Below are 19,159 nucleotides of genomic sequence, written 5' to 3'. Positions count from 1 at the left end.
TCAATATTCCCACTCGGTTCCAACACCGACCGAGGTGCTGCCATCGGCGCCGGCCCCGCCCTGCAGTTTGATGTGTTTCGTCACATCCATCTTCACGCTCACGCCGCTGTCGGATGGCTTGACGCCGGTCGTCACGCCCACGCTAATGTTGCGGCTGATATAGCGCGATGCGCCGACCGCCGGCGCGCCGCTGTTACCCGTCTGCACATCGAGTGAATCGACGCCAAGCGCCTTGCGGGTTCGTTCGAACACGCCGGGCCCGCCATTGCCGGTGAATTCGGCGAGCGCGCTGGCGAGCTGCAGCGCCTGAACCGGCGAAAGACCGCCCGATGCCTTTTCGAACAGAATGCGCGACAGGATTTCGTCCTGCGGCAGTTCGGGGCTCGACGAGAAACTGAAGGACGGCTGATCGGCCTCGCCGGTGACATTGATCTGGGCGGTGATGTCGGAGGTCTTGGTCTCCGCGACAAAATCAAGCTCCGGAATGAGCCCGCCCGCGAAGGTCAGTTTGCCGCGCGTGAAATCGAGCCGCTGGCCCAGAACATTCAGAACGCCGCGCCGCATTTCGAAGCCGCCCACCGCCGAAAGATTGGCGAGACGCCCGGTCAATTTGAGATCACCGCCGAGTTCCGCATCGATGCCGCGACCGCGCACGAAAATATGGCTCGGCGCATTCACGTCGATCGAGATGTCCGCGTCGAACGGCGGCTGCGCCTTGCCGTGCTTGGCCTCTCGCCGCTTAATCGCCAAGCGCTGCGCCGCCGATCCGGTCGCGCCGATATGCTTCGTGTCCGGCAACGGGCCGAGACCGATCGGCAGACGCTCCGGCACGGTCACATCGAGCGAGAGAATATCGACGCGCCCCGAAATTTTCGGGCTTTGCGCCAACGCGCCGGAAAGCTGCAGATTCAGATTGGCAACGGCTGTCGCCAGATCGTTCGACACGAGTTGCGCATGCTGTCCGTGAATATTGATCTGTCCCGGGAAGCCGGCGTCCGGCGCGAGCTTGACCTGGCCGTCGATCGAGAGCGTGCCGTTGTTCTTCGTCGCGGCGCTGATCTTCTCGATGCGGATCGTGTCGCCGGTTGCACTGATCTTCGCATCGATATTGCTGAGCGCGATACCGTTGGTCGGATCGTTGAACGCGCCGCCGCTCATCACTGCAGAGCCTGACACTTTCGGCGCGGCAATGGTGCCCGTCACATTCGCATCGATCGTCAGCTTGCCGGAAACATTCTGACCATTCACCGAAAGTTTTCTATTGGCGACCGCCGCATCGAGCGTGCCCTTCACGCGCAGATCGAAGGAACCCGTCGCCGCGAGCGGCGCTCGGCCATTGATGGCGATCGTGCCTGCCGCACCGGCATTGATCTTCGCATCGACGCTCGTATTATCGCCACTCAAACGGCCGGAGCCCGCAATGTCGAGCGCCGGCAGACCATTTTGCTTGAGTTGCGGCGCCGAGAAATTCGCAAGATGAATGCGCCAGTCTCCGGCAAGTGCAGCCGGGGCGCCGCCAATGCGCGCATCGCCGTCGAGCGTGCCGGAGAGGCCAAGATTCGGCGCGGCAATATCGGCGACCGACATCGGCACGGCCTTGATCGCGACATTGAGGTTGAGCCTATTGCCCGCTTGCCCCTCGACCGTGATGCGCCCGCCATCCGCACCGATGGAGAGGCCCTTGATATCGACACCCTGATCGATCAGCGTGAACGTCGCCGGCCCGGTGAGCGCAATCTGTTTGCCGCCACGCTTGGCCGAAAAGGCTTGCAAATCAAGGCGTTTCTGCGCTCCGACCGACAACCGGCCACGTCCGTTCAAATCAAATCCGAGCGCCGCCGCGCTGAGCGAGAAATCGGACCCGCTGTTGGCGCTCTTCGACTCGAACCGGACTTTTGAAATCGTGTTGGTGCCGACGCTGGCGGCATCGACCTCCAATGTGCCATCGACCAGCGGATTGCGATAGGCATCCGAGACATGCAGATTGGCATTGAGCTTGTTCAGGCTCATCGTCGCGGCGCGAATGCTAGAGCCGGTCGCGACCAGCGCGACGGCTTGGCCATCGGCACCGCCCTGCAGCGTCACATCTGCATTGAAACTACCGCTCAGCTCTTGCAGCGCCAGCGCCGAGAGATCGTCAAGATCGCCGGCCGCGAGAACCAAATGGCCATTGGCCAAGTTCTGCGCGGACAGATCAATGCCGCCCTTGATCGACACCGAGCCAATGGCAATGTCGCTGTTGGCCAGTCGCCACCCACCGTCAGGCAGTCGCGACAGGTTGAAGCCGCCTTGCGCGGGACGCCTGTCGACCTGCCCCTCGACGGCGACTTGTGCCTGCAGCGCACCGGTCAAATCCTTCGCCGTGCCGTTCAGCGCGAGATGCGGGATCGTGCGGCCGGACGCGGCGACATTGTTGAGAATGATATGTCCATCGGCATCCGGCTTATCGAGCGTGCCGGTCAGATTTCCCTCGATCGCCGCCGCGCCAGTCAGGCGCGCATCGGCATATTTCAGATCGGGAATGTTGATTTGGCCTTTCAGATTGGCCGCTTTCCGGCTCGCAACGCCGTCGAGCACCACGCTGACATGGGTCCCGTTGATCTGAAGATTATCGAAGCCAAAACCGCCATCTGGAATTTGCTTCACCGCGCCACTGAGAGCGACATGGCCGGCTGTCAGACCGTCGAGTGGGACAATGCCGGTACCGAATTTGTTGAGATCGCCCGAAAGCGCCGCATTGATCTGCTGATCCTGCGGTGAGCCCGAGACATTGACATGCAGATTGGCATTGCCTTCGAGTTTCACGCCGCTGAGCGCGGCAAATCTTTTGAGATCCGCAAGCGTGAGATCGGCTTGCCCCGCAATGGTTTTGGGACCAAGTTGCCCCGCATAATTGAAAGCGAATGTCTGCCCTTCGGCATGAACGGTCGGATAATTGCCCTGCCCGTCGAGCCCGCTCGTGCCACGCACCGTGAGCGCGAAGCCGTCGCCGACGGCGCTCGCCAGCGCCGGATCGCTCAAGCGCACGTCTTGCGCCTGCGCATCGACGCTCAACGCGAGTTGCGTTTGCGTGTCGTTAAGCGCACCGTTTGGCGCAACCGCGACATTGCCCTCGAAATTGCCGATACGGCCGGCGGGGAGTTGCGCATCCACCAGCTTGACCGCAAGCGCGAGATTGGGCTGCGTCAACGTGCCCTTAGCCAGGAGATCGACATTGAACGTGCCGACGCTGACGTTCTGGACGCGCGCCGTGCCGTCGGCTTGCGGCACCGCACGGATCGAGACTTTCATATCCAGGGATTTGTCCGCACCGACATGGCCGCCGATGTCGAGCCGCGCCAGCTTGGCGACGAGCGCGACATTGTCGAGCGAAACGGAATTGTCGTCGCCGATGCCAACCGTCCCTGTCATTTGCGTCGTGCCGGAAAAGATCGGCGCGACGGGACCCGGCACCAGGCCCTCGATCCGCGCATTCAAATTCAGCCCGAGCTGCCGCCCCGCCCCTTGCCGCTGCATTTGCAACGCGCCGTCGGCGCCGATGTCCGGACCGGCATTGAATTGCAATTTGGAATTGAAATTGTCGAGCGGCCCGTTGCCTTCGACGTCGAGGTCGACCGGCGGCAGACCGGGCAGATTGGCGACGCGCGCGATCAGCCCGCTGGCAGGTTCGTCGGCCTTGAGCTGCAGGTTGAGGTTTTTCGTCTTCGGCACATAGGCCAGTGACAAATCGATCGCCCCCGGCGCGTCGAGACGGCGGGTGTGAAAATCGAGATTGAGCCCTTCGGATGGATCTCCCAAGCTTGCTTTGCCATCGGCGCTAAGTTTCGCTGCAGTGCCCAGGATCGGTTCGCCAAGACTCAATTCGTGCAGAGCGAATTTCTGGATTTCGACCTTCACCGGCAACTCGGGCAGCAACGGCCCGCTATTGTCGGCACTCGGGGGCGGCGCCTCGCCGGACGGGACCGGTTTGCGGCTGATCTCGAGCTTGCCGATTTCGAGCGTGTTGACCTCGAGGCGGCGGCTGAACAAAGCGGTACGCGTCCAGATGAGGCGCGCCTGATCGAGCCGCAGCCAGACCCCGTCCTTATCGGCGATCGTAATGTCGTGAATGGTCGCATCGGACGATAACGCGCCATCCACCGAGCCGACGCTGACCTGCATGCCGGGCGACGACAAAGCCTTGGAAATGAGATCGGCCAGAATCCCCTTGTCTTCCGCATGGCCGACATGGGCATAGATGATCAACGCCAGAGCGCTCAAGCCGCAGGCAATGAATGACAATATGCGAAGCCAGGCGCGCATCAGAAGGACTGTCCTATCCCGATATAGACGGCGACCGGCTTGCTCCCGGGCGCGGATTTCAAAGGCGTGGCAACATCCAGACGGATCGGGCCGATGGACGTATAGTAGCGCAAGCCGAGACCAACCGCATAATAGACCGGCTCCTTGAAATCGGGATAGGACGACGAGAAGGCCCCGCCCGCGTCGAAAAACGGTACGATGCCGATCGTGTCGGTGATCTTGATGCGGGCCTCGACGGAAGACTCGAACAGCGAGCGGCCGCCGATCGGCGTGTCGGCGAATTCGGGGCTGAGCGAGCGGTATTTATAGCCCCGCACCGATCCGGCGCCACCGGCGAAGAAGCGCCGGTCATCCGGTATCTGGCCAATATCCGCGCCAACGAGCGATCCGGCCGCGACACGTCCCGCCAGGATGTACCGCGCCTCATCGTCGAACGCATAATAGGTCGAGGCCTGCGCCTTGCTTTGTAAAAGGTTGATGCTCGACCCCAAGGCTTGAAGATAGGGTGCGGTCGAGACCGACACTTTGACGCCTCTCGTGGGATCGAGCAGATTGTCGGTCGTATCGTAATTGGCCGACACGGGCACGCCGACGAGCTTGTAATCGAGCTTGCCTAAAATATCGTGCGATTGCCCCTGTTCGTACTCGCCCGCCGCCTGCACCCAAAACTTATCGCTGAAGCGATGGCGGATACCGGCGGTCACGTCGCCGTAGTGCGTGTCGTAATAATCGGTCACTTCCTTGGCGAGCGTCAGACTGGAGACGAAATCGTTGCGCGTGCCCCAGAGCGCAGGCTTCATGAACGTGACGGCGAACTTGCCGGTCAGATTGTTAGGATCGTTCCACTTTTCGCCGCTTTTCACCGTATAGCCACCGCCCAGATCGAAGCGCAGCGTTTCGCCGCCACCGAACAGATTGCGATGTTCCCAATAGGTTGCGACCGCCGGGCCATCGATGGTCGAATATTGCGCCGAGGCGCCGACCGCATGCTGCTTGCGCTCGGTCACATCGACGAAGATTGGCAGATTGCCGTCCTTGTCGAGCGCGTCGCCGTCGCGCACTTTCACCGAGCCCACGGCTTTGATTTGCGCGATCGACTTGCGCGTATCCGCGAGCCGCGTCGGCGAATAATCCTCGCCGCGGGTGAGGTAGATGAAGGACTTCACGACGCCCGGATCGAGATCCTTGGTGCCCGTGACGGTGACCTCGCCGATGCCCGCATGCGGCCCGGGATCGACGACAAGCGCGATGTCCATGGTTTGCGTGGTGTGATTGACCACGGGCCGTAAGGTCACGACCTTGGCGAGCGGATGGGATTGGCCGCGCATGTAGTCGATGATCTGCGCCTGCGCGCTGCGGATCTCATTAGCGCTTGCGGGGGCGCCGCGCGACAGATTGTCGATGCGCTTCGGCAGCAGATCCGGGGCGACCGGCGCATTGGTGTGCGAATCGTAAATTTTCACATCGCCCAGTTTGAACAGCGGGCCGGGATCGACGACGAACGTCACCGGCACGAGGGCGGCGTTACGCATGGTTTCGGCGACTTTGGCCGCCCGGTCGCTGCCTTTGTCGTCGAGGGCCACCGCCACATTGGCGATCTCGACATGCACATTTGCATTGTAATAGCCGGCGCCCCACATGGCGTCGAGCAGGCGCGGCAGGTCCTGCGTCGCCCGGCGGATCAGCGAATCGCCGTCGAGCGGGGGCTCCTGCCGCAATTTGTAGGTGTTGGAGGCGTCCTGCAGTGCCTGGTTGGTCGTGCCCGAACAATCCTGGCAGGTGAAGGTGACTTGATACGGCAAGGATTGGGCGTTGATGGCGGGAGGCTTCTCGCTCGGCCAGAGGCCAAAAAAGTCAAAAGCATCGGCCCGCCCGACCCCACTGAACAAGGCCGAGCCTGACAATAGGATGCGCAAGGTCAAAGGGACAAAACGCTTTTTGTACAACGCAAACTTCACGAGACCACTTTGCCGAATTTTTCATCCTTTGGGAAGGATCCCAGCCAAATGCGACTTTCCAGTAAATACAGCGATGAATAAATTCCAATGTATCGGCCCGCCCCGCATCGAACAAATATAATCTATTCGATCTATGCACTTCGGCCGTCTGCGCTTGGAGGTGCATAGCTCGCGAGCCCGCAATCCAACCTTGGAATGCTTCGACCTATACTCACCCTATTCAAAATCAGGCAAAGATTTCATGGATTTGGCTTGCGCGTGCCATAGGGCGGACGCGGAATTGCCATATGCGCGGCTTTCAGCGCGACGGACCAGCGGTCGCGCAATTCGTGAAAATAGCCGTCGGTATTGTCGATCCGCGTATCGACTTCGAGTTCTTCAGTATCGCGCCGCAATACCGCGATATCGATCGGCAACCCGACGCCAAGATTCGACCGCATGGTCGAATCCATTGAAATCAATCCGATTTTCAGCGCGTCGTACAAGTCGGATTTATAGTTAACGGCGCGGTCGAGAATCGGCTTGCCGTATTTGTGCTCGCCGATTTGCAGGAACGGCGCGTCCGGCGCGCATTCGATGAAATTGCCGGCGGCATAGATGTTGAACAGTCGCAACCGCCGGCCCTTGTGTTGGCCACCGAACAGAAACGACACTTCGAAACGCAGATTGGCCTGCTCCAGCGCCTCGCCATCTTGATCCCGCACTTTGCGCACCGCGCGGCCGATCAATTGCGCCGCCTTGAACATGCTGTCGACGCCGATCAATGTCTCGAGTTCATGGGTGTCCGGATTCTCGATGCCCTCGGTCACCGCATTGATCACTGCTTGCGTGATCGAGAGATTGCCCGCGGTCGCGATCATCATCACATATTCGCCAGGCTGCTGGAAAATATGCAATTTGCGGAAGGTCGAGACGTTATCGAGGCCCGCATTGGTGCGGGTATCCGCGATCATCACCAAGCCATCCTCGACTAAGAGACCACAGCAATACGTCATCGCACCCCGCCCCCCGGGTAAATTAAGCGCGCGATATAAAGCAATCCGCGCCCGGCGCGCAACGCCCGTCGCACGAAGATTTGGGAGCGATGCACACCTGCTTTGCACTGGCCATGGGTTTCGTGGCAAATGAGCACCATGTGTGCTGATTCCGCCACGTTCGCGCCGGTCTCGAAGTCAGTCGCCGCGCCAGCCGTGCGGCGGCTGATCTTGGCCGACTTCCGCTCCTATCAGTCGCTCGATCTCAAGATCTCGGGCCATGTGGTGGTGCTGACCGGCGAGAATGGTGCCGGAAAAACCAATCTTCTCGAGGCCATTTCGTTGTTTTCGCCGGGCCGCGGCCTCCGGCGCGCCGATTTTGCCGATTGCTGCCGCGAATCCGGCCCCGGCGGCTTTTCGATCTCGCTGGAGCTTGCCGATGCGCTCGGCAGCCTGCAGCTCGGCACCGGCGTCGATCCGCCCGAGGAGGGCGCACCGCGCAGCCGCAAATGCCGCATCGACCGGGCGCCGGTCTCCTCCGCCACCGCCTTTGCCGAGCGGCTGCGGATCGTCTGGCTGACCCCCGCCATGGACAGCCTGTTCACGGGCCCGGCCGGCGACCGGCGACGGTTTCTCGACCGCCTAGTGCTCGCCGTCGACGCCGCCCATGGCGCGCGGGTCAACGGACTCGAACGGGCGCTGCGCAATCGCAACCGGCTCTTGGAAGACGGCATCTCCAACACCTATTGGCTCGACGCGACCGAGCGCGAGGCGGCGGAACTCGCCGTTGCGGTCGCCGCCGCGCGATACGAGACGATCGACCGCCTCACAGGCCTGATCGCCGCAAGCCGCGACGACGCGTCCCCCTTCCCATGGGCGCAAATCGCCCTGTCCGGTGAGGTCGAGACATTGACGGCGCAATATCCGGCCGTCGCCGCCGAGGAACATTACCGGGCGATCCTGCGCCAGAACCGCGCGCGCGATGCGGCGGCTGGCCGGACCCTGATCGGCCCGCATGTGAGCGACCTTCTCGTGCGGCACGGCCCCAAAAACACGGATGCGGCGCGCTCGTCGACCGGCGAGCAAAAGGCGCTGCTCGTCGGCCTGGTGCTCGCCCATGCCCGGCTGGTCGCGGCGATGAGCGACATTGCGCCGCTGATCCTGCTCGACGAGATCGCCGCCCATTTCGATCCCCTGCGCCGCGCGGCGCTCTATGCCGCGCTCGGTGACATCGGCGGCCAAGTCTGGCTCACCGGCGCTGATCCCGCCGCCTTCGCCGATTTGGCCGGCCGCGCCGAAATGCTGCAGGTGGCGGGCGGCACGGTGCGGCCGTTGGGCTGAACGACGGCCACACACACAAATATTGACGAAAATCGAAAGCGCAGCGACAATCAGGCCGCGATTGTCTGGGGGGCGGCGAGAGCGGGAATTTTCAGACCTCTTGGTCAATTGATTTTGGAATCGGCAAGCTTGGCTTCCATAATATTCTCCACATTTGTTGGTGTTGGCGCGTCCGGCTTTTGGGCGCGACAGATCCGGCTTTGCCTCTCACGGCGCTTGCAGGGAGTAGATGCATAATTTGGACTCTCTCAACTCATCCTCGTCATCGCGCAGCTTTGGAAGCGACGACGCCAATATGTTCGAACTTGCACCGGTTTCGCTCTGGCTCGAAGATTATACTGAGCTGAAAGCACTGTTCGACGGGTGGCGACGCGCCGGCATTGCTGATTTGCGCGCTTATCTGGGCGAAGATTTCGATCGTGTCAGGCTGTGCGCCAGCAAGTTGAAGGTCGTCAAGGTCAACGCCAAGACCTTGGCGCTTTACGAGGTCGCCAATCTGGACGAACTCGTCGCCAATCTCGGCCGTATCTTTCGCGACGACATGCTGCTGACCCATCTCGAAGAGCTCGTCCAACTCTGGGACGGCAAGACGCTGTTCGCCAGCGATACGGTCAATTACACCATGTCGGGCCGCCGTCTCGACATTCAGCTCAAGGGCTCGATCCTGCCCGGACACGAAGAGAGCTGGAGCCGCGTCCTCGTCGCCATTGACGATGTGACCGACCGCGAGACGGCACGGCGCAAACTCAGTGTCAGCGAAGATTACGCCCACGGTCTGCTGCAGCATTCTCCGGTCTCGCTTTGGGTCGAGGATTTCAGCCGGGTCAAGCAATTGATCGACGAGGTACGCGAGCGCGGCATCATCGATTTTCGCGTCTTCACCGATGTTCATCCCGAATTCGTGCAGCGCTGCATGAGCGAAATCCGGGTGATCGACGTCAACCGTCGCACGCTCGAACTGTTCGGCGCACCGAGCAAGCAAGTGCTGCTGCAACGGCTCGGCGACATCTTTCGCGACGGCATGGCACAACCCTTTCGCGAGCAATTGATCGATTTATGGGACGGCAAGCTGTTCCAGCAGCGCGAGGTGGTCAATTACGCGCTCGACGGCACGGAGCTGTATTTCCTGATGCAATTTTCCGTACTGCCCGGCCGCGAACACAATTGGTCGCTGGTGCAGGTCGCGTTGACCGACATCACCGCGCGGAAAAAGGCGGAGGCCTATCTCGAATTCCTCGGCAAGCACGATGTTTTGACCAAGCTTTATAATCGCTCCTTCTATGTCGACGAGATCAATCGCCTTGAGCGCAAAGGCCCCTGGCCGGTGACAATCATCATCGCCGATCTCAACGGTTTGAAGAGCTCCAACGATCACCATGGCCATGGCGTCGGCGACGAATTGCTGCGCCGCGCCGGCGAGGTTCTCGCGCAAGTCGTCGAGAAGTCCGGCTGCGCCGCGCGCATCGGCGGCGACGAATTCGCCATTATCATGCCCGGCGCGGACGAGCACGCCGGCGAAGCGATGATGAACGACGTGCATCGCCTGGCCGAACTGAACAACCAGTTCCACGGCGCAACGCCGCTCTCCTTCTCGATGGGCGCTGCGACGAGTCGCCGCGGCGAGCGACTCGACGCGGTCGCCCGCCGCGCCGATGCCGAAATGTATGACGCCAAGCGCCGATACTATGAGGAGAGATATCGCGGTTGATGCGCCGGCGCGGAGGCCGAGCGAGAGACAGCTAATCGCCGGACGGCTTGCTGCGCCGCAATTGTTTCACGCCCGAGCGTTTCGCCTTGCCGTCCAATCGGCGCAGCTTCGAGGCGTAAGTCGGCTTGGTCGGCCGCCGCGGCTTTGGCGCGACGGAAGCTTCCTCGATCATCGCGGCAAGGCGCTGCATCACATCGACCTTATTGCGCTCCTGACTGCGATGCGCGTCGGCGGTCAGGACGATGACGCCGTCCAAGGTCAAGCGCCGCCCGGCGATACGGGTGAGACGCGCCTTGACCGCGTCGCTCAACGAGGGACTCCGCGCCAAATCGAAACGCAATTGCACCGCCGTCGCGAGCTTGTTCACATTCTGCCCGCCGGGACCGGAGGCGCGAATGAAGCTCAAGGCCACCTCGTCATCTTCGAGACTGATATGGTCGGTGATGCGGATCATAACCTTTCATACAGGTAACCGCCCGATCCTGTCTAAAGCATTTTGCGATTCTTTCAGAAGCGCAAAATTGCTCTACTTGTTTGTTATGTCGCATTTTCTTAACCGAAAAGTCGCGCAACTTTTCTGGAAAATGCTCTAATCGCGATATTTGTCGTGGCAGGAAGAACAATTGTCCATCACCGGCGCATAGGCTGCCTTGAACTTAGCAGCGCTGTCGAGTTGGCCGAGGGCGGCCTTCGCATCGCTCTGGAAAGCGGTGAACCGCCTTTTGAGATCCTCGGATTCGGCACTCGTCGAGAGATGCGATTTGATGTCGTCAGAATCGGCAATATAGGCCTGCAACAATTTGCGCACTGTTGCCGCGTCATAAGGTTCGCTACCGCTCACCATGGCCTTAGCAGCATTGGTCGGACTGCGCCACGCCTTCATGATCCCCTTGAAACCGGCGGCATAGGCGACCGATATCGTCAGCAGCAACACCAAACCAACACTCATTCCGCGCTTCATCGACTCATGTCTCCCAAAGTGGGCTGCAGTTTTTCCGCCTCTCATGGTCAAAAATATGGCGGACATCGGGCAAAATGCAGGGCAATCGAGATGGAAGACACGAGCCAGGCGCACCGCTCTTGACGAGCGTATTCCGGCTCGCACGGAGCGTCGCGGAGGTCAAAACCATGTGGAAAACGCCGGCGCCGCAACCCGCGCGCCAGCAACGGGCGAGACTACGGCCCGCGCCGGCCTGTCGTAGCTAGGTGCGTTGGCCCGTCAATTCTTGCCGAAGGTCTCGTCGAAAGAATAACCGGCGCCGCGTACGGTACGGATCGGATCCCGCTCCTTGCCGCGCGACAAGACCTTGCGCAGCCGGCCGACATGGACGTCCACGGTGCGCTCGTCGATATCGATCGCCATCCCCCAGACGCCGTCGAGCAATTGCGCGCGCGAGAACACCCGGCCCGGCTTCTCCATCAGATATTCCAGGAGGCGAAATTCGGTCGGGCCCAGATGCACGTCCCGCGAGCCGCGGCGCACGCGGCGCATATCGCGGTCGAGCTGCAAATCCCCCGCGGCTAGCAGGCTCGCCACCCGCTCGGGCCGCGAGCGGCGCAAGAGCGAGCGCACCCGCGCCATAAGTTCGGGCACCGAGAACGGCTTGACCACGTAATCATCGGCGCCGATGGAGAGGCCGCGGACCCGTTCACCCTCTTCGCCGCGCGCCGTCAGCATGATCACCGGCAGCGTCTTCGTGACATCGCGCGCACGCAGGCGACGGCAGATTTCCAAGCCCGAAATACCCGGCAACATCCAGTCGAGAATGACCAGGTCCGGCGGCGCCTCGATGAGGCGCAACTCGGCCTCGTCGCCGCGCTCGACATGTTCGACCGCAAAGCCTTCCGCTTCGAGATTGTAGCTGAGCAGCAGCGCGAGCGGCGCTTCGTCCTCGACCACGAGCACCCGCGGCGCGGCGCTGGCGGGTCCCGATTTCGCGTTTTCGATGCGAATGTCGTTCATATTGTCTCAGTCCTATCCAGCCTGAAGCGGTGCGTTCGGGGTGCCCTTCGGGCGGTCCATCGGCAAAGTATCGCCGGTCACCAGATAAAAGACGGTCTCGGCAATATTGGTGCAATGGTCGCCGATGCGCTCGATGTTCTTCGAGCAGAACAGAAGATGCGTGCACAAGGTGATGTTGCGCGGATCTTCCATCATGAAGGTGAGAAGATCGCGGAAGATCGAGTTTTCCAGAGCGTCGATTTCGGCATCGCGCTCCCACACGGCGCGGGCTGCGACCGTGTCACGTGCGGCATAGGCGTCGAGCACGTCCTTGAGCAATATCGCGGCAAGTTCGGCCATGTGACGCAGACCGACCAGCGCGCCCGGCATGCGGATGCCATTGTCGTTGGCGATCTTCATCGTGCGCTTGGCAATGTTCTTGGCGAGATCGCCAATGCGCTCCAGATCGCCGGAGACGCGAATCGCGGCGACGATGGCCCGCAAATCGACGGCCATCGGCTGGCGGCGCGCGATGATGGAGACAGCGCTCTCCTCAATCTGTCGTTGCAGCAGATCGAGCCGCGGATCGGTTTCGACCACCCGCTGCGCCAAGGTCACATTCAACTCGGTCAGCGCGTCAACCGCGTCCGACAGCATTTTTTCGGCAATGCCGCCCATCTCGGCGATCTGGCGGCCGAGCGTCTCCAGTTCGGAATCGAAAGACTTGACGATATGTTCGTTCATGGAAGGCTCCAACTCAGCCGAAGCGGCCGGTGATGTAGTCTTGCGTGCGCTTCTGGCGCGGCGCCGTAAAGATCTGGTCGGTGTCGCCGAACTCGACGAGTTCGCCCAAATACATGAAGGCGGTCTTCGTCGAGACGCGCGCCGCCTGCTGCATCGAATGGGTGACGATGGCGATCGTATAGGTCTCGCGCAATTCGTCGATCAGCTCCTCGACCTTCGAGGTCGAGATCGGATCGAGCGCCGAGCACGGTTCGTCGAAGAGAATGACATCCGGCTTGATCGCGACCGTGCGCGCAATGCACAGACGCTGTTGCTGACCGCCTGACAACGACAGACCGCTGGCGTGCAGCTTGTTCTTCACCTCTTCCCACAGGGCTGCGCCGCGCAACGCGTTCTCGACGCGCCCGTCCATCTCGCTCTTGGGCAGCTTCTCGTAGAGGCGGATGCCGAAGGCGATATTGTCGTAGATCGACATCGGGAAAGGTGTCGGCTTCTGGAACACCATGCCGACGCGGGCGCGCAGCAGGTTGAGATCCATGCCGGGGCTCAGGATATTCTCGCCATCCAGCAGCAGCTCGCCGTCGGCGCGCTGATTGGGATAAAGATCGTACATCCGGTTGAAGATGCGCAATAGAGTCGACTTGCCGCAGCCGGACGGACCGATCAGCGCCGTCACCTTGTTGGTGCCGAGTTCCAGGTTGACGTCCTTGAGCGCCTTGTTCGCCCCGTAATAGAAGCTCAGATTGCGGGCGATGACCTTGGCATTGGAGGCCTGTGTCGCAGCATTCGGCATTTGGCTGAGATCGTTCATGAGATTACCTCTTAGCGCCAACAGTGCGCGCAATAATGTTGAGCGCGAGCACGGTCAAAGTGATGAGAAGGGCGCCGGCCCAGGCGAGATGCTGCCAATTGGTCGACGGCGAACCGACGAAAGCGGTGATCGTCGTCGGCAGGTTCGGCATGGCGCCGTTGAACACGTTGATGTTCCAGAAATTGTTGTTCTGGGCGGTGAACAGCAGCGGCGCGGTTTCGCCGGCAATGCGCGCCAGCGCCAGAAGCAGGCCGGTGATGATGCCGGAACGGGCCGCGCGGTAGGTGATCGCGCGCGTCACATGTGCGCGCGGCATGCCCATGGCGGACGCGGCCTCGCGCAACTGATTGGGCACCAGCAGCAACATGTTTTCAGTCGTCCGGATAACGACGGGAATGACGATGATGGCCAGCGCTATCGCACCGGCGAGGCCGGACGCTCCGCCCATCGGCACGACCACGAAGCTGTAGACGAACAGGCCGATGATGATCGACGGCGCGCTGAGCAGAATATCGTTGATGAAGCGCACCACCGAGGTCAGCCGCGTGTAGCGGCCGTATTCCACCATATAGGTCCCGGCAAGCAACCCGATCGGCGCGCCGACCACGATGCCGACAACCGTCATGATGATCGAACCGACGATCGGATTGAGCAGACCGCCTTGGGTGTCGGCAGCAGGGGTCATCTGCGTGAAGGTCGCAATGCCGAGGCTCGAGAAGCCGTTCCAAAACAGCATCAGCAAAATCGCCGCAAGGAACGTCAGACCGAACACCATGGCAGCGAGGCACAGACCGAGGATGATGCGATTCTTGCGCTTGCGCGCAGCATAACCGGCGGGCTCCATGTCAAGCTCCCAATTTGCGCTCGCCGCGGGCCAGCATGTAGCGCGCCGCGGTCAAGACGAAGAATACGAGGACGAACAGGATGAGGCCGGAATAGAGCAGCGCCGACTGGTGCAGGCCGTCGCTCTCGGCAAATTCGTTGGCAATCAACGAGGAGATCGTCACGCCGGCGCTGAAGATCGAGCCGGTGACTTTGGATTCGTTGCCGACGATGAAGGTGACGGCCATGGTTTCGCCAAGCGCGCGGCCAAGCGCCAGCATCACGCCACCGATCAAGCCGACACGCGTATAGGGAATGACCACGTTGCGCATCACCTCCCACGTCGTGCAGCCGATGCCGTAGGCGGCTTCCTTGAGCACCGGAGGCACGGTCGCGAAGACGTCGCACGAGACGGCAGTGATGAAGGGCAGGATCATGATGGCGAGCACAAAACCGGCATTGAAAAGGTTCTGGTTGGAGATCGGCTCGGCAAAAACGACGTTCAGCAACGGGATATGTGAAAAGACCGCGACGATCGAGGGCTCAACAGAGGTCGCCAGGAATGGCGCCAGATAGAACATGCCCCACATGCCGTAGATGATCGAAGGGATGCCGGCGAGCAACTCGATGGCCGTGCTGATCGGGCGGCGAAGCCATAAGGGGCACAATTCGGTCAGGAACACGGCGATGCCCAGCCCCACCGGCACGGCGATCAGCATGGCAATCACCGACGTGACCATCGTCCCATAGAGCGGCGCCAGAACCCCCATCACCGGATGCGGCTTGGCATGCACCGCCCAGCGCGTCGTCTCGAAGAAGCCGACGCCGAAGGCCACCATAGCCGGCCAAGCGGCAATGATCAGCGATAGGATGATGCCGCCCATCACGAGCAACACGAGCACCGACGCACCGAACGTCAGGCTGTGAAAGAGCGCATCGGCCGACTTGAAATCGTTCAACGTCCGTGTTCGGTCTTCGGTTTGCGCTGCACGCGCGACGCTCGAGTTCACAACCATGTCAGACACGTATCGCTCCTGAAGCAGATCTCTGTAGGAGAGCTATGGCCCTCATTCGTGCTTCGTCAAAGTTCCGAGCTGCGACGCTCCGCGGCAAGCCGCGGAGCGTCGCGCAAAGATTATTTATTCTTGATGTCGCTCGCCCAGGTCTTGCGGACCATGTCGGTCACACCCGCCGGCATCGGAATGTAATTCAGATCGGAGGCCGCGGCGTTGCCGTTCTTATAGGCCCAGTCGAAGAACTTCACGACTTCGCCCGAAGCCGCCTTGTCGGACGGATCGGCATAGACGACCACGAAAGTCGCCGCGGTGATCGGCCAGGAAGCATCGCCCGGCTGGTCGGTCAGGATCTGATAATAGCCCGGCGCATGCGCCCAGTCGGCATTGGCGGCAGCAGCCTGCAGCGCATCGACCGTCGGCGAGACATGCTTGCCGGCCTTGTTGATCATGTCGACATAGGTCATGTTGTTCTGCTTGATGTAAGCGGTCTCGACATAACCGATGGAATTCTTGGTCTGGCCAACGGTGCCGGCGACGCCGTCATTGCCCTTGGCGCCAACGCCGACCGGCCATTCGACCGACGCGTCCGAGCCGACCTTATCGGCCCAATCCTGGCTGACCTTGGAGAGATAATCAGTGAAGTTGAACGTCGTGCCCGAACCGTCGGCGCGGCGGACGACCTGAATGTCGGCGCTCGGCAGGGTGAGGCTGGGGTTCAGCTTCTTGATCGCCGCATCGTCCCACTTCTTCACGTTGCCCATATAGATATTGGCGAGGGTCGGACCGTCGAGCACGAGCTGGCCGGGCTTCACACCGTCGATGTTCACCACAGCGGCGATGCCGCCCATCACCATCGGCCATTGCACGAAACCGTTCTTCTTCAGGTCTTCGACCTTCATCGGAATGTCCGTGCCGGCGAATACGATGGTCTTGGACTGGAGCTGCTTGATGCCGGCCCCGGAGCCAATGCCTTGATAGTTCACCGCGTCGCCCGTCTCCTTCTTAAAGGAATCCGCCCATTTGGTGTAGATCGGGAAGGCGAAGGTGGAGCCTGCGCCGGCGATGTCAGCGGCAAAAGACGGGAGCGGAGAAAAAGCGATCGCAGCAGCAACGAGAGCTGCGCGGCTAATGGTCTTCAGCATTGAATGCCTCATATACGTACCGGCCAGGATCGGCCTTGCCAACAGCCTTGGCACCATCGTGCCAAGCGGGCCGCCGCACTCTTTAAAGCGGCGATACATCGTCATTACAACATTTAAATTGACGAATTATGACATATCAAAATACTGATATTTATATCTATTTTCTAAGAGGCAACTTAATTGTGAAAGTAGCGCCCCGCCCCAGTTCGGACTCGATAAAAAGCCGCCCGCGGTGGCGTGCGGCGATGTGCTTGACGAGGGCCAATCCAAGGCCGGTGCCGCCTTTGGAGCGGCTCGCGTTGGTGTCGACACGGTAAAAACGCTCGGTCAGGCGCGGCAAATGTTCAGGCGCGATGCCGGGTCCGTCATCGTGGACTTTCAGCACGGCATCGGTCGCGGTCGTGGTGACGGTGATGTCGACATTGACCTCCGTCTCGCCATTGCTGCTGTATTTGATCGCGTTCTCGATCAAATTTTCCGCAACCCGGGACAATTCGTCGCGGTCCCCCGCGACCAGCACCGGCTCGGACGACGGCAGATTGAGCTTCACCAGATTTTCCGCCGCGAGCGGCGACAGCGCCTCGGCGATATGGCGCACGACCAGGTTCAGATCGACGACATCCGTGGGGCGCTGATGCAGATTCTGTTCGACCCGCGACAGCGACAATAAATCGTCGATCAACCGCGCCATGCGGCGTGCCTGCTGGTACATGATCCCGAGGAATTTGTCGCGCACCCTGGCGTCATCACGCGCTGCGCCCCGCAGGGTTTCGACAAAGCCGAGCAGCGAGGCAAGGGGCGTGCGCAATTCGTGGCTGGCATTGGCGATGAAATCGACCCGCATGCGCTCCAAGCTGCGCGCCTCGGTGAGATCGCGAATGCTCAGGACAATGGCTTCGTCGCTGACTTTGGCGACCCGCACGTGAAACAGCCGCTCGATCGGCACGCGCTCATGCCAGGAAACCGTCTCGGCCACGCCGCTAGCGCGCACCCGGCGGAAGGCATCGAGAATATCGGGCGAGCGCAGGGCGAGCTCCAATGCCTCCCCGCGCCGCAAGGCCGGCAGCAGGCGCAGTGCCGGCTGATTGAGGGTGAGGACACGCATGTCCGGCGAAAGCACCAGAACCGGTTCCGGCAAAGCCTCGATCAGCGCGCTCCAGCCCCGCAAATCCATCAGCCTCGACGCTCCCTCAATGACCGCTCGATGCAGCCAAGTTGGCCGAATGCGAGACGATGGAACTTAGCGTAATGGTTGTCGGGACGAACTTCCCAGCGGCGCAATGCGCGTTGCATATGACCATTCTCGACCTCGTCCAGACGCCATCCACCATTGACGTTCGATCCTAATCTTCTTCCTTCGATCGCAAAATCGCCTCGCGCAACGACCGCCAGCGTCGCCCGATCTCGTTGGCGCCGAGCAGCGCGAGGGCGAGAATGAAGGGCGCCACGAAATAGAACATCCGGAACAGGATGAGCGAGGCAAGCAGCCGCTCATTGCCGACATTCGGAACGGCTTGCAGCATCGTCGCCTCGAACACGCCGATCCCGCCCGGCGCGTGGCTGGCGATGCCAAGGAGGCAGGCAAAAGCGTAGATGGCGACGAAGGTGAGGAAATCGAGCCCATGTCCTTGCGGCAAAAGCACGTAAAGCACCGAGGCGCTGGCGCAGATATCGACAACGCCCAGGGCCATTTGCGCAAGCGTGACGCCAGGGCCAGGCAATTCCAATGAAAAGCCCTGCACGCGGATGCGCCGCCGCCCGAGCGACACCCAAACCAAATAACCCACGATGAAGGCCACGATCGCAAGGCCGATCGCCGCGTTGATGAAAACCTTCAGATCGTTGATTTCCGAGAGCGCCTGCGCGCGGAACACCAGGCCGCAGCCGATCGCGAGCCCCAAGCCGAGCCAGAATGTGACACCGGCAATCACCGTCAGGCTCGCGACTTTGGCCGCCGATACGCCCTCGCGCGAATAGATCCAATATCGCACCGTTCCGCCGGTGACGACCTGAAAGCCGAGCATGAAAGAAATGGCATAGCTCGTGAACGAGGCGAAAGCGGCGATATAATAGGGCACGCGGATGCGCAGCTGGCGCAGCGCCAGCACGTCATAGCCCGTCAGTGCGATATAGGAGAATATGGTCGCGGCGCAGGCCAATGCCAATTGGTCGGCGCTTGTTGCCGCGATGTCGCCGCGCAATTCGGCAAGCTTGCTGGCGGTGAGGATATGGGCCAGGATCCAGATCGAGACCGCAAACAACAGCGCGCTCGCCGCGCCGCCCACGAGCCGCCAGCGGCGGCGTGCGCCTGGCGCCAATTGTCCGGAGATAGCACGGCGTACGCGCCCGTTCGTCTCCCCCACTGTTTCGTCCGTCAAGCTCGAATCCTGTTACACAAT

Annotated in this window: 15 protein-coding genes; 2 read left to right on the top strand and 13 right to left on the bottom strand. The window is 61.2% G+C overall.

The window, feature by feature from the left end; all coding sequences use genetic code 11:
• The 3 genes from V9T28_RS02280 to V9T28_RS02270 form a co-directional block, all read right to left on the bottom strand.
• Positions 1-4,302: a translocation/assembly module TamB domain-containing protein gene (locus V9T28_RS02280; RefSeq protein WP_116400589.1), complete on the bottom strand. Its 4,302-nt coding sequence runs from the start codon at positions 4,300-4,302 to the stop codon at positions 1-3.
• Positions 4,302-6,260, bottom strand: a complete 1,959-nt coding sequence (locus V9T28_RS02275; RefSeq protein ID WP_245424069.1) for an autotransporter assembly complex protein TamA — start codon at positions 6,258-6,260, stop codon at positions 4,302-4,304. Before V9T28_RS02275 ends, V9T28_RS02280 begins: the two co-directional genes overlap by 1 nt.
• 239 nt (positions 6,261-6,499) lie before the next feature.
• Positions 6,500-7,255, bottom strand: coding sequence for a peptidase (locus V9T28_RS02270; RefSeq protein ID WP_116400588.1), 756 nt, complete (start codon positions 7,253-7,255; stop codon positions 6,500-6,502).
• 138 nt (positions 7,256-7,393) lie between these two features.
• On the opposite strand from V9T28_RS02270, the gene recF reads away from it, so the two are divergent.
• Both recF and V9T28_RS02260 read left to right on the top strand, forming a co-directional pair.
• On the top strand, positions 7,394-8,575 hold the full coding sequence (gene recF, locus V9T28_RS02265; protein ID WP_116400587.1) for a DNA replication/repair protein RecF: 1,182 nt from the start codon (positions 7,394-7,396) through the stop codon (positions 8,573-8,575).
• A 295-nt stretch (positions 8,576-8,870) separates the two neighbouring features.
• Positions 8,871-10,283 carry a sensor domain-containing diguanylate cyclase gene (locus V9T28_RS02260; RefSeq protein ID WP_245424068.1) on the top strand — a complete coding sequence of 471 codons (1,413 nt, stop codon included), beginning with the start codon at positions 8,871-8,873 and terminating at the stop codon, positions 10,281-10,283.
• Positions 10,284-10,314: 31 nt separating this feature from the next.
• Here the strand turns inward: V9T28_RS02260 and arfB are convergent, their stop codons facing one another.
• From arfB to V9T28_RS02210, 10 genes are all read right to left on the bottom strand, one after another.
• Complete coding sequence (gene arfB, locus V9T28_RS02255; RefSeq protein ID WP_116400585.1) at positions 10,315-10,737, bottom strand: alternative ribosome rescue aminoacyl-tRNA hydrolase ArfB; 423 nt, start codon at positions 10,735-10,737, stop codon at positions 10,315-10,317.
• Between the two features lie 135 nt (positions 10,738-10,872).
• A complete protein-coding gene (locus tag V9T28_RS02250) occupies positions 10,873-11,232 on the bottom strand; it encodes a cytochrome c (protein ID WP_158554779.1) in 360 nt (119 codons plus the stop codon).
• Positions 11,233-11,502: 270 nt separating this feature from the next.
• Entirely contained in the window at positions 11,503-12,246 is a 744-nt protein-coding gene (phoB, locus tag V9T28_RS02245; RefSeq protein ID WP_116400583.1) for a phosphate regulon transcriptional regulator PhoB, read from the bottom strand.
• Positions 12,247-12,258: 12 nt separating this feature from the next.
• Positions 12,259-12,969: a phosphate signaling complex protein PhoU gene (gene phoU / locus V9T28_RS02240; RefSeq protein WP_116400582.1), complete on the bottom strand. Its 711-nt coding sequence runs from the start codon at positions 12,967-12,969 to the stop codon at positions 12,259-12,261.
• Between the two features lie 13 nt (positions 12,970-12,982).
• Positions 12,983-13,780, bottom strand: a complete 798-nt coding sequence (gene pstB / locus V9T28_RS02235) for a phosphate ABC transporter ATP-binding protein PstB (protein WP_116400581.1) — start codon at positions 13,778-13,780, stop codon at positions 12,983-12,985.
• 4 nt (positions 13,781-13,784) lie between these two features.
• Positions 13,785-14,624, bottom strand: a complete 840-nt coding sequence (gene pstA / locus V9T28_RS02230; RefSeq protein ID WP_116400580.1) for a phosphate ABC transporter permease PstA — start codon at positions 14,622-14,624, stop codon at positions 13,785-13,787.
• Position 14,625: 1 nt separating this feature from the next.
• Positions 14,626-15,618: a phosphate ABC transporter permease subunit PstC gene (gene pstC / locus V9T28_RS02225; protein ID WP_116400579.1), complete on the bottom strand. Its 993-nt coding sequence runs from the start codon at positions 15,616-15,618 to the stop codon at positions 14,626-14,628.
• Between the two features lie 119 nt (positions 15,619-15,737).
• On the bottom strand, positions 15,738-16,760 hold the full coding sequence (gene pstS / locus V9T28_RS02220; RefSeq protein WP_445242146.1) for a phosphate ABC transporter substrate-binding protein PstS: 1,023 nt from the start codon (positions 16,758-16,760) through the stop codon (positions 15,738-15,740).
• A 157-nt stretch (positions 16,761-16,917) separates the two neighbouring features.
• A complete protein-coding gene (locus V9T28_RS02215) occupies positions 16,918-17,934 on the bottom strand; it encodes an ATP-binding protein (protein WP_116400577.1) in 1,017 nt (338 codons plus the stop codon).
• Positions 17,935-18,103: 169 nt separating this feature from the next.
• Entirely contained in the window at positions 18,104-19,138 is a 1,035-nt protein-coding gene (locus V9T28_RS02210; RefSeq protein WP_116400576.1) for a lysylphosphatidylglycerol synthase domain-containing protein, read from the bottom strand.
• Between the last annotated feature and the right edge of the window lie 21 nt (positions 19,139-19,159).

Source organism: Methylovirgula sp. 4M-Z18, from assembly GCF_037890675.1.
Classification (GTDB): domain Bacteria; phylum Pseudomonadota; class Alphaproteobacteria; order Rhizobiales; family Beijerinckiaceae; genus 4M-Z18.
This window is presented reverse-complemented; position numbering and strand designations above follow the sequence as displayed.

Excerpts from the sequence above, each read along its gene's own strand:
- pstC (WP_116400579.1), bottom strand. The coding sequence starts at position 15,618 with ATGGTTGTGAACTCGAGCGTCGCGCGTGCAGCGCAAACCGAAGACCGA.
- phoU (WP_116400582.1), bottom strand. The coding sequence starts at position 12,969 with ATGAACGAACATATCGTCAAGTCTTTCGATTCCGAACTGGAGACGCTC.
- V9T28_RS02260 (WP_245424068.1), top strand. The coding sequence starts at position 8,871 with ATGTTCGAACTTGCACCGGTTTCGCTCTGGCTCGAAGATTATACTGAG.
- arfB (WP_116400585.1), bottom strand. The coding sequence starts at position 10,737 with ATGATCCGCATCACCGACCATATCAGTCTCGAAGATGACGAGGTGGCC.
- V9T28_RS02280 (WP_116400589.1), bottom strand. The coding sequence starts at position 4,302 with ATGCGCGCCTGGCTTCGCATATTGTCATTCATTGCCTGCGGCTTGAGC.
- V9T28_RS02270 (WP_116400588.1), bottom strand. The coding sequence starts at position 7,255 with ATGACGTATTGCTGTGGTCTCTTAGTCGAGGATGGCTTGGTGATGATC.
- pstB (WP_116400581.1), bottom strand. The coding sequence starts at position 13,780 with ATGAACGATCTCAGCCAAATGCCGAATGCTGCGACACAGGCCTCCAAT.
- V9T28_RS02250 (WP_158554779.1), bottom strand. The coding sequence starts at position 11,232 with ATGAGTGTTGGTTTGGTGTTGCTGCTGACGATATCGGTCGCCTATGCC.
- pstA (WP_116400580.1), bottom strand. The coding sequence starts at position 14,624 with ATGGAGCCCGCCGGTTATGCTGCGCGCAAGCGCAAGAATCGCATCATC.
- V9T28_RS02215 (WP_116400577.1), bottom strand. The coding sequence starts at position 17,934 with ATGGATTTGCGGGGCTGGAGCGCGCTGATCGAGGCTTTGCCGGAACCG.
- phoB (WP_116400583.1), bottom strand. The coding sequence starts at position 12,246 with ATGAACGACATTCGCATCGAAAACGCGAAATCGGGACCCGCCAGCGCC.
- pstS (WP_445242146.1), bottom strand. The coding sequence starts at position 16,760 with ATGCTGAAGACCATTAGCCGCGCAGCTCTCGTTGCTGCTGCGATCGCT.
- recF (WP_116400587.1), top strand. The coding sequence starts at position 7,394 with ATGTGTGCTGATTCCGCCACGTTCGCGCCGGTCTCGAAGTCAGTCGCC.